The sequence below is a fragment of the Actinoplanes sp. NPDC000266 genome (assembly GCF_042899005.1).
GTDB lineage: Bacteria > Actinomycetota > Actinomycetes > Mycobacteriales > Micromonosporaceae > Actinoplanes.
On sequence record NZ_JBIAZI010000006.1, the window covers coordinates 234,245 to 247,770 of the forward strand.

Below are 13,526 nucleotides of genomic sequence, written 5' to 3' on the forward strand. Positions count from 1 at the left end.
CAGACCAGTGGAACCTTGGCGATGCGTCAGTCAACGAGGTAGTGGGCCTCGATATAAGCGACGGTGGAGTCGTACGGCTCTCCGACCGGCTTCAAGAGGTACTTGCGGAAGACCGCGGCGGTGGCACGGCGAACTCCACGGTTGCGGGCGTCCGCGTTGTCCCACGACTGGGCAAGGGTTCGGGTGACTACCTGGTCGATCTCCTCAGCCAGATTCCGCTCCGTGATGGTCAGGCCAGGCGGCGCATGGTCGCGGATGATCCGCGACAGGACACCCACGTGGTCGTCGTCGAGTACGACGACGGCCTCGTCGGGGTTCTTTCCAGCGTTCACGATGGCGCGGGCGGTCCGAAGTGCTTCCGACAGGAACTCGAGGGCGTCCTGGGCGTCCTGGATGATCCGGTCCCGGAGTAGCCGGATGCGTTCTGCGAGGGCGGTGTACTTCGCGGAGCCCGGCTCGACCTCCTTGTCGAGGGCGGCCTTGATCTGGTCAAGGATCTCCCGCGGTGACGGCACTGCCTTGTCCTCGCCGCCGCCCTTGCCGGTTCTCGGACGGACGAGCGCCATCAACTCTTTGAGCACGGCGATGCCCTGAGCGTCCAGAACGAGGGCTTCTTCCTGTGTGGCGACTACGGAGAAGGAGTGCACGTGCGCGTTGATGATCTCCAGGACCATCGGCCCCAGCTCGTTCAGCCGTTCCTTGCGCTCTTCATCGGAGGACTTCTTGAACAAGGTCGTGTACACGGACCCGAACAGCGCGAAACCGTTCCGATACTTGGTGATCCGTTTGTCGGTGCTCACCAGCGGGTACAGCCGGGCTAGGAGCCGATAATCGCGCGAGAACACCTCTGCGGCACCCTGGTCGGCGTCCAGGAACTTATTGATCGCCCGCACGGACTCGTATCCGTGGACCGCGAGGTCCAGGTCATCCACGCCCGCCAGCAGGTCCTCTATACGAGCGAAGTTGGAGCGGAACTCCGCGACCAACACGGTCACATCGGTGACGAACCCGCCGCCTTCGCCGGCGTCGTCCGCCGTGGGGTCCACGACGGCCCGCTGGACCTCCTCGGCCAACCCGATGTAGTCGACCACCACCCCGCACGTCTTCACGAAGCCGACCGGGGACACCCAGGTTCGATTCGGGCGGGTGATCGCCTGGAACAGGGAATGAGCCTTCATTGGCTTGTCCAGGTACAGCACACCCTCGTTTGGGGCGTCGAACCCGGTCATTAGTTTCGCGGTCACCACCACGAAGCACAGCGGGTCGTCCGGGGAGAGGAACCTCCGCTTCTGCTCCTCCTCGTCGGCCTCCGAGAGTTGGTACAGCCGCATCGCGCGGTCCTCGTCCTTGGCATCGGAGACCGAGATGTTCACCTCGGCGGTGATCCGCTCGTGCTTGCCGACCTCGGCAAGGACCTGTGACGCCTCGAACCCCGCCAGCAACTCGTTGATCTTTGCCGTGTACGCCACCGCCAGCTCACGGTTATACGCGACGACCTGCGCCTTCAAACCGTTGCGGTAGGCGCCGGCCAGGTAATGATCGACGATGTCCTGACACACCGCGTGGATGCGATCAGGATTGGAAAACACCCACGTGAGCCGCCCGAACTTACGGGACAGCACCTCACGGTCCGGATCATCGAGGTCGAAATCGTCGGCGAACTGATCGAACTCGGCCTGCAACTCCTCATCGTCCATCTCGAACAGAACGGGGTGCGGGTCCAACATGACCGGAACGGTCGCCTCGTCCTGCAGCGACCGGGACACCGAATACCGGTGCAGCACCCGGCCCGGGTCGCTCACGTCGCCGAAGAGGGCGAACGTATCGGTGGAAAGGTTCCGTACCGGGGTGCCAGTCATGCCAAAGAACTTCGCGTTCGGCAACGCTGCGCGCATCTGCCCGGCAAGCGAGTCCGCCTTGACGATGACCCTTCCACCCTCACGGATGGCGGACTGAGTCCGGTGCGCCTCATCGACCATCACGATGATGTTTCGCCGCGTCGACAGGTTCTTGCCGGCATCGGCAAACTTGTGGACCGTCGTCGAGATCACGCCACGTACGTCGTCGGCCAGCAGTGAACGCAACTCCTGGCTGGTGGTCGGCTGATGGAAGTAGGCGTGCCCCATCGCGGAGATGAAAACCCCGGAGGTCTGCCGGACAAGCTGGGTCCGGTCCGACAGTAGGATGATCGTCGGCGAGTCGGTACGAGTGTCGGCCAGCAGCAGGGATGCGGCGAACACCATCAGCAAGGTCTTCCCTGAGCCTTGGTGATGCCAGATCAGGCCCCTCGACCCGTCGTCTAGAACCCGCTGGTGGATCAGGTGTGCGGCCTCCATTTGCGCGTAACGGGGCAGGTACTTCTTGTCCGCCCCGCCGCCCGAGGTGTCGAACAGGGCGAAGTTCGCCAGTATGTCCAAGATCGTCGCCGGCCGGAGCAGCAATTCGACCGAGCGCTGCACGTCAGCCTCACCAGACAAGGACTCGTCGTCAGCGGTCGACCGGAATGGTTGCCACAGGTTCGTGGGCGCGCCGGCGGCACCGAACCGCAGTTTCATCCCATCGGTTGCGACCGCGAACACGTTCGAGGCGAAGAACCACGGGTACTCGGTGGCGTACACATCGTTGATCTCACGGGCGGCGTCTGCCCAGCCCGACTTCGAAGTTGGCGACTTCACCTCGACCACGACCAGCGGCAACCCGTTGACCCAGTAAACCAGGTCGAACCGACGCGGGGTTTTACCCGGAACGGTGATTGTCACCTCGTCCGACACGACCAGCGCGTTGTCGTTTGGATGCTCGAAGGCGATGACTTTGAGGGGGTGCCACGCACCGTCGGCGTCTCGGAACTCTTGACGCCCGCGCAGCAGGTGCAGGACCTGCTCGTTGGCGCGTACGAGGCCGCCCTCAACTGCGTTGACGGTAGCAACGATCTCAGCGACTACCGCGTCCACGTCGAATGCGTCGATCACGTCCGGATTGAGCCGGACGATCGCGTCTCGCAACTCGCCTACTAGCACCGTCTGCGTCGTCTCCCGAGGCAGCGATCTGCCCGCTGCGAAGGTCCAGCCCATCGGCAGAGACCACCGGATCATCAGGTTCTGGAACTCGCGTTCCTCAATGCCCTTCGCCACGACTCAGACCCTACCCGCCAAACTCAATCGCGATGGAACGACTCAGCAGACCCGACAACAGCCCCGCACGGGCGGTCCGAAGGCTTCTAGCCTCTGCGTATTTAGCGTCTACGGAACTTCGAACTGAGTCCAAGGTCTTAACGATTTGTTCCTGCACTTCTATGGGGGCTAGTGGAATCCGGATACCCGACACAATCTTCTGGTTCACCGACGGAACCGCACCCGGCTGGGTCAAGTCCGAGAGTCGGAAGTTAGACATCACCGCGAATAGGTACCCGGGAAGAACGCGATCATTTGGCACTAGACCCATGAGATTCTGATCAAACGCTGACGGCCGTGCAAGAATACGGCGCTTCTCCGTCAAGAGGGCCGCTCCAATAATCGGGAAAACGACGGTTCCGGCAGGGCAGACCTTAGGCTTGACCGCTGAAACACCGTCTATGTCAAGCCAGTTGCCCGGAGTTGTCAGGTACCGACTGTTATCCGGGGCGTTCATGTCGGCAACCTTAAAGTACGGTATTTCTCCACTGGCATTTCCTTGATACTTGTTCGGGAATGCCCGCCCCGTCCGCGTCTCAGATACGGCCCCCACCGTCGCTTCATCCCAGCCGTCGCCTCGCATCAAGATTTCGTTACGTAGTGCAGCCATGACGTCCGCTAGCGCATTCGCCTCGGCTGCGAGCGCGGCAATCTGGTCGTCCACCGAGCGGATCACCTCAACGATCCGCTCTTGTAGCGGCTTGGGCGGCAGGCTAAGAGTCGCGCTATAAAATTCGTTCAGGCGAACATTCAGTGCGCCATGGGAACGTGCGCCCTCCCGCAGCATGCCAGCAAGAGAGCGGAAAAACTGATCTGAGTTTAGAGCAAGCTCCAGGTACTCGGGAAGCGCGGCTTCTTCTTTGGTCTCGAACACAAAGTACAGCGGCGAGACGATTCCCGATTCACCACCAACGTTACGAGCAACCGTGCCGTAGGCGGCCGACTTAGAAGTACTCTTATTGTAGACAAACTGCCCTGGCGCTACAACGTAATAGCCGGAGGTGTCCGCGCTGGCTATTTTTTTGGTGAAGTAAGATTCTTGCGCAATCAATCCGTGCTCTGCGGAAACGGTCAGCACCTTCTCGATAGACCCATTTGTATTTTTGTTTGTGACTCGTTTAACAATCTCGGAAAGCGAGACGCGCCGCCATTCACTCATCGAAGCCCCTGATTCCAGCTGCGCTCAGGACTGCAAGCATGCGCTGTTCGGTCTTTTGGCGCTCCGCCCGAGCGACATTGTAGTTGTTGATGAGAATTCCGAGGTCCTCATGCTCGGCGGCGGCTCGTTTGATGTATCTTGCAATATTTAGGTCGTACTCGTTCGTTGCGATTTCCGATAGGGGGACGAACCGTGCGATGAGCCCTCCGAGGCTGTCGGAATCAAGCGGATCGCCGCTAGCGTCAAACTTCGAGCGGTACGCGGTCACTATGTCGGAGATGTCTCCACTTGTTAGGACGTTGCGATTCTTTGCTCTGGTGAACCGCTTAGAGGCATCAACGAAAAGTACTCCGCCTCGACGTTCTTCAACCTTGGTTCCCTGAGCGCGAAACACGAGGATGCACGTCTGAGTCTCTGTCGAGTAAAAGAGATTAGCGGGCAGTCCGATTACGGCTTCCAGAAGGTCATCACCCAGGACACGCTTGCGGATCGCTGCTTCCTGGGCGCCCCGGAAGAGGACACCATGGGGTAAGACAACGCCAGCGCGCCCCTTCTGCGAGTCCATCGATGCGATCATGTGCTGTACAAACGCCCAGTCTGCCGATGCCTGGGGGGCGACGGCACCGATGGCGCGTGGGTCGTTTGCCCATGGCTTCCACTTTAGGCTGTAGGGCGGGTTGGCAAGGATCACATCGAACTGCTCGATGGACCCGTCGGCCTTCTTGAAGCGTGGGTCCTTGAGGGTGTCGCCGACCTCGATCTGGAACTGGGCGAGGTTGTGCATGAACAGGTTCATACGAGCCACACCAGCCGTGTCCGCTACGGCTTCCTGTCCATAGAGTTTAAGCGTATAGCCACGCTTCCGGCGAACCTTCAACAGGTTCGCAGAGGCGATGAGCATGCCGCCTGACCCGCATGTCGGATCATATACCGACTCGAAATTATTGGGATCAAGGATTTCAACGATCAGTTCGACGACCTCTCGCGGGGTGAAGAACTGACCGGCACGGGTTCCAGACCCATCGGAGAACCGTTTTAAAAGGTACTCATAGGCTCCCCCGAGCACATCGTGGGACATGTTGCCCTCATGCATCTTTGGTACACGGTCCATCGCCTGCATGACCGCCGCGAGCACGTCTCGGGGGAGGACCTCTTCAGCTGTCCACGTCATAGAACCAAACAGACGTGAGAACTTGTCGGGGTTGGCAGTCTCGATGGCCTGCAGCGCGGCTCGGACTCGCTTGCCGAGGCCGGACTGGGTAATGGTGGCGAGGATGGACGACCAGGAGGCGCGCCGCTCCTGCACGGTGCCGCGGTAGACGACCGGGATCTCGAACGACTGGTAGTCGCGGTACTCGATCTCATGGGCTTCCTCGACCGAGAGGCCATCCAGAACGTCCTCGTTCTCGGCCAGGAACTGCTGATGCTGGTGGTCCCACGAATCGGACAAATACTTCCAGAACATCAGAGGAAACATCACCGAAGAGTATTGCGCCTCGGGAATCGCCACGCGCAGTTCGTCGGCGGCGTCCCACAACCGGCTCTCGATCTCCTGCTGGGTCACTGCCATCAGTCAGTATGTCCTTGCTCGTCAGGGGGCGGGGGCCCGGCGGCTGCGGCGTTGTTGCTAATCGCCCCGTTCCGCAGGTGCCGGCGTATGCACTCAGGGCGCGCCTTAGCGGGTGCATACATGCGCGGCAGTTTAATTCTCGCGCCATGCAACGCTGCGTCGGCGCGCGACCCACACAGGCTCGGGTGCCCGATCCACTCGTCGTTTGCGTTGCTCAGGAGGTCAACGTGTAGCGGAGTTGGCGCTTCGGGGGGCGCCGCCCCGCCTCTGTCCCGCCCGTCGGTACGAGCGCTGGATGGAGTGCTGCGTCGCCCGGAGGTTCGACCGCGCATGTCGGAAACTCGCCCAAAGTCGAGGATCAGCCGACGACAATCTCTGTTGCCGGGTTGTCACTGCCGGGTCTCATGCTGGTGCTGGACAGTGCCAACAACTCTAGAGCACACATCAAGCACTTAACCGTCCATGCGGGACACGAGAAAGGCTCTGAGTAGACGTAAAACCCCTGATCAGAGCCACGATCACTTGCGCGCCACGTAGTGCTTAAACCTACAACCCGCGGATTAAGAGTCTGCAGGTGTTGCACCTATCACCCCGCTCACACGTCTGACTCACCTTGACGGACACCATCCACGAAGGCGTTCCACTCGGCTCGCGTGAAACGCAGGACCGGACCATCTGGATCTTTGGAATCGCGGACGCAGACCAGGTCTGGCTGGTGGTCGGTGGACCACTCGACGCATTGGCCGGACTGGGAAGAGCGGGTGCTCTTCTTCCAGGTGCTCATGAGGTGCTTCCCTTCTCCAGAGCGTGGGCGCGCTTGGTGATCATGCGCGCTGACTCCTGTGGGCTCAAGGCTGAAGCGCGCAGGAGGTCGAAGATCGCGGAGAAGCGGCGGATGTCTTCCTCGGCTTCCAGGAACAGGTCGCCAGCCATGCTGTCTGAGTAGACGAGGTCGGGGTCCTGGGCGTCGGGGAAGTCCATGATGACGAAGCTGCCTGGCATGCCGGCGTGGGCGCCTGCCTCGAACGGGATGACCTGGATGACGATGTTGGGAGCTTCGCCGACCTTCAGCAGGTGCTGGAGTTGAGCGAGCATCACGTCGCGGCCGCCGATCATGCGGTGCAAGGCGGACTCGTCGAGGATGGCCCACAGTTGCAGGGGCGGGTCTCTGTGCAGCAACGCTTGCCGCTGTAGCCGCACGTCGACTCTGCGGGCGACGTCGTCGTCTGAGGCTATGGGCAAGCCCGCCTGCGTGATGGCCGCCTGGGCGTACTCGCGGGTCTGAAGCAAGCCGGGGACGAAGATGGTCTCGTAGTTGCGCAGCGAACGGGCGTCGGCCTCGAAGCTGACGTAGTGCATGTAGAGCTCGGGCAGCCCATCCTCGAAGGCGGCCAGCCATCCCGGCTCGGCGGACTGCTTCAGCAGCTCGAGCAGGTCGTCACGTCTGGTTTTCTCCACGCCGTACGTGTCCAGCAATGAGATGACGGTTCGGCGCTGCGGTCGGACCTTCGCGGTCTCGACTCGGTAGAGCGTCGCCGGGTTGATTTCGGTCCGCTCCTGCACGACTTTGGGCGTCAGCTTGGCGTGTTCGCGAAGGGCGCGCAGCTCCGCGGCAAGCCGGCGCAAGCGCACGGTGGGGGCCTGGCGACGAGGCAACTGCGTTCCCTTCTCCGATCTTCTCAGTCTCCATGGCCCTCGTAGGCCCCCTCCACAGGGCTACGCGTCTGCACTTTTGCGAATGCAACATTGCATTCTGGCGATCGCCGGAGCAGGATGTCGGTTAGGAGCCCGGCGGCGGCCGCCGAATGAGCCCGGGGCCTGCGGCGCTGGCAGCCTGAGGTGGCCAGCGCCGGTTAAGGACTCTCGACCGTCGTGCTCGGCCGCAGGAAGCGAGAAGCGATCCGATGGGCTACGTCTTGCACTTGAGGTTGGATGTCGAGAGTCCGGATCGAGCAGCTCAGCTCTCCCGGCACTTCCTACGGCTGATGCACGGCGTCTTCCCTGAGATCGACACCACCTCCAGCCTTGTCGTAGAGGAGGGCGGCAGGAATCCAAGCACGCATCTCTTCTGTGGCGAGGCGCTCGAGCACAGCACGTACTGCATGCAAGCCGCAGGCCACGGCGGGCTGCACTCACCTCAGTGGACCGTGAGGTAGCAGCAATTCAGGCTATGCTGCCGAACGTGACGGAGAGATCGCTCGGCGTCGCTGTTGTTGGCTTTGGATGGATGGGGCGGGTGCATACCCAGGCGTATGCGCGGGTGCCTCATCACTTCTCTGACGTGCCGGCCGTCAGGCTTGTCTCGGTGGCGGATGACGTGCCGGGGCGGGCGGAAGCGGCCGCCGCGCGATACGGCTTTGAGCGCTCCACGGAAAGCTGGCGTGACCTCGTCGACGACCCGGCGGTCGAAGCGGTCAGCATCACCGCGCCTAACTTCCTGCACCGGGAGATCGGCGCCGCGTTCGCGGAAGCCGGCAAGCACATCTGGATTGAGAAGCCGGTTGGGCTCACCGCCGATGACGCCAGGGCGATCGTCGGGGATGTGCAGGTCGCTGTGGGGTTCAACTACCGCAACGCACCGGCCGTTGAGCGGGCCAAGGAACTGATCGCCGACGGAGCAATCGGGGACGTCACACACGCCCGGTTCCGGTTCCTCAGTGACTATGCGGCCCACCCCGACGGCGCGCTGAGCTGGCGATTCGAGCGGGCCCGAGGCGGCAACGGAGTGCTGGGCGATCTAGGCGCCCACGGCGTAGATCTCATCCGCTATCTGCTCGGAGAGATCAGCGAACTCATCGCCGACACGGCCATCTTCATCCCGGAGAGACCACGACCGACGGGTGCCACCGCCGGTCACGAACGTGGCAGCGGCGAGCCCGGCCCAGTAGAGAACGACGACTACTTCGGGAGCCTCCTAAGGATGGCGTCGGGAGCTCGCGTCATTCTCGACTGCAGTCGGGTAGCCGTCGGCGAGCAGAACACCTACGGCTTCGAAATCCACGGCACGCGTGGCGCGCTCATCTGGGACTTCCGCCGCATGGGCGAGCTGCAAGCCGCCCTCGGCGATGCCTACCAGGACGAGTTTGTCAGGGTCGAGTTCGCGAGACCGCAAGACGGCGACTTTGGAGCGTTCCAACCGGGCGCCGGCATCCCCATGGGCTACGACGACCTCAAGGTGATTGAGGCGGCTCGCTTTCTGCGGTCGATCGCGGACGGCAAGGCGTACGGGGCGACGCTCGCCGACGCCATCCGCAGCGCCGAAGCCCTCGATGCGATGGAGCGCTCAGCCGCCACCCGAGGCTGGATCACTCTCTGACCAGGTGACGCCGGAACCATTCGACGGCCAGCTTGTCGACTGCCGCAGCGTGCTGAGTCTGTGGCGCCGGGTCCGTTCCCGGTTCGAGAGCCAGCGCGTGGGCCATATCCGGCACGACCTTCCAGTCGACGGTCGCGCCGGAAAGAGCGTCCACGGCAGCGCCCACCGGCTTCAGGATGGCGTCGGGCATGTCGTCCGCGCCCGTGATGAAGCGGATGGCTGCGTCCGATATGTCACCCGAGCGCGCGACGAAGTCGAGGCGGGAAGCGACGGCCGTGGAAGCGGGACTCCACGTGTAATTCTGGCCGTGAATGGCGGCCAGGGCGTCGATCGTGTCGCGCAGCCGCACCACGGGATTTACCAGGACGGCGGCGTGCGCGGCGAAGCCGCTTTCAGCCATCACCAATTGGGCCACCGCACCGCCCGCCGAGCCGCCCATCAGGCCTATCGGCACGTCTGAGGCGATGCCGGCTTCGCGGCGGATGGCGGCCAGCGCTGACGGAAACTCGGCGAGCGCGTTCACGGCGATGTGCTGATATACCTCCAGGACGGCGTCCTCCGCCAGCAGTCGCCAGAGCTCTTCCTCGTTGTCCGCCGGAAGCGGCAGGCGCAGATAAATCTTCCAGGCGTCGAGGCCATCGAGGGGCAGCGCGGCGGCGAAAGCCTGAGGCGTCCGCGGCGCGTCGAGCAAGTGATAGGCGACCACGACCGGCGCGTCGGGACGTGGACCGTCCGCGGGCGGGAGCACTACGTGCGGGACCATGCCTTCGAGGCTAAGCCACCTGGAACTCGCCGAAGCCCGGGACGATCAGGTCGGCGCGGCGCCATGGCTGGTCGGACAACAGGAACGGGATTTCTTCGGCCATCCATTCGTCCCATTCGCGCTCGGCGTCTTCCTGCGACAGGCCCTTCTCGACGAGGTCCCGCTTCAATCCCTGGGCACGCGCCGCGTCGAAATCGGTCTGTACCCACACGGCGACGTCGATGTACCGGGCGAGTTCGCGGCGCGAGGCGCCGACTCCTTCGACGATGACGACGGGGGCAGAGGCAGGGACAAAGATTTCCCCTGTACGTCCGTGAGCGGCCCAGCCGGGAGGCGTGAAATGGACGTCCTCGCCGGCGCGGAGCGGCTTCAGAATGCCGTCGATCATCGCGTCGGCCCAGTCGAAGCGGGAATGCCACCAGGCCACGTCGTCCGTGTGAACGACCGCTGCACCTTCAACAAAGGCCGCCAAAGACGACGCGAAAGTGGTCTTGCCGGAACCTCCCCGGCCGTCGACGGCGATGACCCTGGGGCCGGCACCACGTGAGAAACCGTCGTCGAGAAGCGCTTCGACGACGGTTTCCATGCTTTCGGCCAGCCACGGGCCGGCCGCCGGTTCGCCCGGCCCGGGAAACATGCCCCGAGGCTACCTAACTCAGCCAAATCGGCCGTTCACGTAGTCGGCGGTGCGGGGATCGTCGGGGGCGCCGAACATGCGGTCGGTGGGGCCCGACTCGACGATGTGGCCCGGCTGGCCCTGCTCGGCCAGGAAGAACGCGCACTGCTGCGACACCCGGGCCGCCTGCTGCATGTTGTGGGTGACGATCACGATGGTGACCTCGTCGGCCAGCTCGTGGATGGTCTCCTCGATGCGGCGCGTGCTCGTCGGGTCGAGGGCCGAGCACGGCTCGTCCATGAGGAGCACCTGTGGGCGTACCGCAAGCGATCTCGCAATGCAGAGACGCTGCTGCTGACCGCCGGAAAGAGCCCCGCCGGGCCGGCGAAGCCGGTCATGAACCTCGCGCCACAGGCCGGCCTTGGTCAGGCACTCCTCGACCAGGCCGTCCTTCTCGCTGCGGGAGGCCCTCGTGCCGGTCAGGCGAAGACCCGCCACGACGTTGTCGTAGATCGACATCGCGGGGAACGGGTTCGGCTTCTGAAAAACCATGCCGATCTTCTTGCGGGCGTCGACGACCTTGACGCCGGTGTCGTAGATGTCGTCGCCGCCGAGGCGTACTTCCCCTGCTAGGGAGGCGCTCGGGATGAGCTCGTGCATGCGGTTCAGGATGCGCAAGAACGTCGATTTGCCGCATCCGGACGGGCCGATCAGGGCGGTCACCATGCGCGCGGGCATGGCCAGCGAGACCCGGTCGAGCACCTTGTGGTCGCCGAACCAGGCGGACACGGACTCCGCCTCGAGCGCCATCGCATCGGTGACGGCGGGCAGAAACGCGGTGGTCTCGGTCATCAGAGTTCCTTAGAGGAGATTCGGCAGGAGACGGGCACATTCACCAGCCACGAGTACGCCCAGAAGCCCCAGAACGGGCACACCGATCAGCCACCCGTGCCAGCGGCCGAGGCGGCGGCGCAGCCAGGTGACGCTGAGCGCGGCGGCGACCAGCAGTTGCCCCCACAGGACGAGCGGCACCAGGGCAATCGGGTCGATCTCCATGACTTGCTCCGGCTTGGGCAACAGCCCCGAGCCGATCGCTATCGGCGACGTCTCCTGCAGGTCAGACGTCTGTTTGGCGTCGACGCGAAGGACATCTTGCGGGAGGTACGCCTGTCCGTCCGCCGTCGTCAGAGTCAACCGGCCGGCGCCTTGCTCGAGGGCGGACGGCGCCGGCTCGCCGGCACGGCGAACACCGATGACCTCGTACGAAATCTCGCCCTGCCCGGTCGTCACGGTGATCTTGTCGCCACCCTGCAATTCGCCAATACGGGCAAAAGGTCCGCCGTACGCCGCCCGGCGCCCCATGAGCACGCTGACGCCGGCCTGCCCGGGAAGGGCGGAGTCACGGCGATGGCCAGGACCGCTTTTGAGTACGCCACCAGTGGTCCCCTCGAAGACGACCTCGTTCACGTCGATCGCGGGAATCGTGATGACGGCGATGGCGGTGCCGACCGGAAGGGGCTTGCCGTCGACGGCGTGGCTGACCGGGGCGGTGGCCTGAGCCAGAGCGGCGCGGAAGTTGGCGTAGGCGACCTTCTGCGCACGGGCGTGCGAGAGCTCGCCCAACACGGTCATCTGCCCGGCGAGCCCGAGAAGCACGACGGCGAGCAGAGACAGCGACGTGCCAAAGAGATGAAGAGCCGATCGCTGCGTACGGGGTTGTGGCGTGACCGGCTGCTGACGCGGCCCCGGCGGCGGCGCCATGACCGGCGGCGCCGAGCGCGGAGGCTCCAGCGGAGGCGCAGGCGTCGGCGGGGCAACGGGAATCGCTGGCGTCTCCACCGAAGTGGGCGGAGCCTCCGTCGGCGCGGCCACCGCGGGTGCGGCAGTCACGGTGTCGAGCACAGGCGCGGTATCCAGAACAGGCTCGTCCACTGCGGGCGCGGTGTCGACAGCGAGCGCGGCATCGGCAAGAGGCGCGGTGTCCACAGGCGGCGCAGCATCGGCAACAGGCGCCGTGTCCACAGCCGGCGCGGCGTCCACAGCGGGCGCGGTGTCGACAGCAGTCGCGACGTCGATTGCCGGGGCCGGCGTGCCGATGGTGACTACCACTGCGGTTCACGTCCGTAGTTGCCGGTGCTGGCGACGATGACCACGCCCAGCAGGATGAAGAGGACGCCGATGGTCACCAGGACGGGAGTGGCCGAGCCTGTGATGGGCAGGGTCGCGGTTGAGGCGACCGGGGACTTGCTGGTGGTCGGCGTGGTGGTGACCGGGGCGACGACCGCTGGAGTGGTGGCCTCCGGGGTTTCCGGCTCGGGAGTCGTGGCCGTCGGGGACGGGGACTCGGTCTCAGTGGGGGCCGGGTCCGTCGGCTCGGTGGTCGGCGAAGTGGTCGGCGGGGTGGTCGGTGGCGTCGTGGGAGGCGTGGTCGGGCCGGTGGTTCCGCCGGGGCCGGTCGTGTACGTCATCAGGGCCGGGTCCTCGGCCGTCGGCGCGGCGGTGAAGGTGACGGTGGCCGTGAAGGAGGCCTCGGGCTCGAGTTTGAACATGTCCACGCAGTTGACGGTGATCTGGTAGTCGCCGGCGGAGATGACCGTGCCCAGCTCGGTGGCCACGTCGCGGAAGCTCAGGCCCAGCTGGACGTCGAAGCCGTCGGTGGTGGAGAAGTTGACGTCCTGCGTCGGCGTGATGGCGTAACCATCCGCGAAGGCGCCCGGGCCGGTCATGATCGCGGCGTAGCCGTCGGTGGTCTCGGGGCAGCCGGCCGAGGTGTGGACCTTCGGCGCGAGGAGGTCGGTGCCCGTGGCCGGATCGAAGGCGAGGCTCCCGGCCGGGTCGGCCGCGGCGGCGGGGGCCTGCATCGCCAGGGCCGCGACGCCGGCGACGACGAACGCGACGCCAGTGGTGTAACGCAACACGTCTTGCTCCTTCG

11 protein-coding genes are annotated in these 13,526 nt (G+C 64.4%); 1 reads left to right on the forward strand and 10 read right to left on the reverse strand.

Annotated elements, in window-relative coordinates; genetic code table 11:
• Window positions 1–26: 26 nt before the first annotated feature.
• The 5 genes from ACFY36_RS25330 to ACFY36_RS25350 all read right to left on the reverse strand — a co-directional run bounded on the left by ACFY36_RS25330 (window position 27) and on the right by ACFY36_RS25350 (window position 7,531).
• Window positions 27–3,131 carry a type I restriction endonuclease subunit R gene (locus ACFY36_RS25330; protein ID WP_499748411.1) on the reverse strand — a complete coding sequence of 1,035 codons (3,105 nt, stop codon included), beginning with the start codon at window positions 3,129–3,131 and terminating at the stop codon, window positions 27–29.
• A 10-nt stretch (window positions 3,132–3,141) separates the two neighbouring features.
• A complete protein-coding gene (locus tag ACFY36_RS25335; protein ID WP_499748412.1) occupies window positions 3,142–4,329 on the reverse strand; it encodes a restriction endonuclease subunit S in 1,188 nt (395 codons plus the stop codon).
• Window positions 4,322–5,899 (reverse strand): type I restriction-modification system subunit M, encoded by a 1,578-nt coding sequence (locus tag ACFY36_RS25340; RefSeq protein ID WP_499748413.1) that lies wholly within the window; start codon window positions 5,897–5,899, stop codon window positions 4,322–4,324. Before ACFY36_RS25340 ends, ACFY36_RS25335 begins: the two co-directional genes overlap by 8 nt.
• 595 nt (window positions 5,900–6,494) lie before the next feature.
• Complete coding sequence (locus ACFY36_RS25345; RefSeq protein WP_499748414.1) at window positions 6,495–6,683, reverse strand: DUF397 domain-containing protein; 189 nt, start codon at window positions 6,681–6,683, stop codon at window positions 6,495–6,497.
• On the reverse strand, window positions 6,680–7,531 hold the full coding sequence (locus ACFY36_RS25350) for a helix-turn-helix domain-containing protein (protein ID WP_499748415.1): 852 nt from the start codon (window positions 7,529–7,531) through the stop codon (window positions 6,680–6,682). Before ACFY36_RS25350 ends, ACFY36_RS25345 begins: the two co-directional genes overlap by 4 nt.
• A gap of 550 nt (window positions 7,532–8,081) precedes the next feature.
• Here ACFY36_RS25350 and ACFY36_RS25355 point away from each other — a divergent pair.
• Window positions 8,082–9,215 carry a Gfo/Idh/MocA family protein gene (locus ACFY36_RS25355; RefSeq protein ID WP_499748416.1) on the forward strand — a complete coding sequence of 378 codons (1,134 nt, stop codon included), beginning with the start codon at window positions 8,082–8,084 and terminating at the stop codon, window positions 9,213–9,215.
• Here ACFY36_RS25355 and ACFY36_RS25360 read toward each other — a convergent pair.
• From ACFY36_RS25360 to ACFY36_RS25380, 5 genes are all read right to left on the reverse strand, one after another.
• Complete coding sequence (locus tag ACFY36_RS25360; RefSeq protein ID WP_499748417.1) at window positions 9,205–9,921, reverse strand: alpha/beta hydrolase; 717 nt, start codon at window positions 9,919–9,921, stop codon at window positions 9,205–9,207. The genes ACFY36_RS25355 and ACFY36_RS25360 overlap by 11 nt on opposite strands.
• Window positions 9,922–9,988: 67 nt before the next feature.
• Window positions 9,989–10,615, reverse strand: coding sequence for a uridine kinase family protein (locus tag ACFY36_RS25365; RefSeq protein WP_499748418.1), 627 nt, complete (start codon window positions 10,613–10,615; stop codon window positions 9,989–9,991).
• 18 nt (window positions 10,616–10,633) lie between these two features.
• Window positions 10,634–11,446 carry a phosphate ABC transporter ATP-binding protein gene (locus ACFY36_RS25370; protein ID WP_498694166.1) on the reverse strand — a complete coding sequence of 271 codons (813 nt, stop codon included), beginning with the start codon at window positions 11,444–11,446 and terminating at the stop codon, window positions 10,634–10,636.
• Between the two features lie 9 nt (window positions 11,447–11,455).
• Entirely contained in the window at window positions 11,456–12,703 is a 1,248-nt protein-coding gene (locus ACFY36_RS25375; protein ID WP_499748419.1) for a sortase, read from the reverse strand.
• On the reverse strand, window positions 12,697–13,512 hold the full coding sequence (locus ACFY36_RS25380; RefSeq protein ID WP_499748420.1) for a hypothetical protein: 816 nt from the start codon (window positions 13,510–13,512) through the stop codon (window positions 12,697–12,699). The genes ACFY36_RS25375 and ACFY36_RS25380 overlap by 7 nt, the downstream gene beginning before the upstream one ends.
• Window positions 13,513–13,526: the final 14 nt, after the last annotated feature.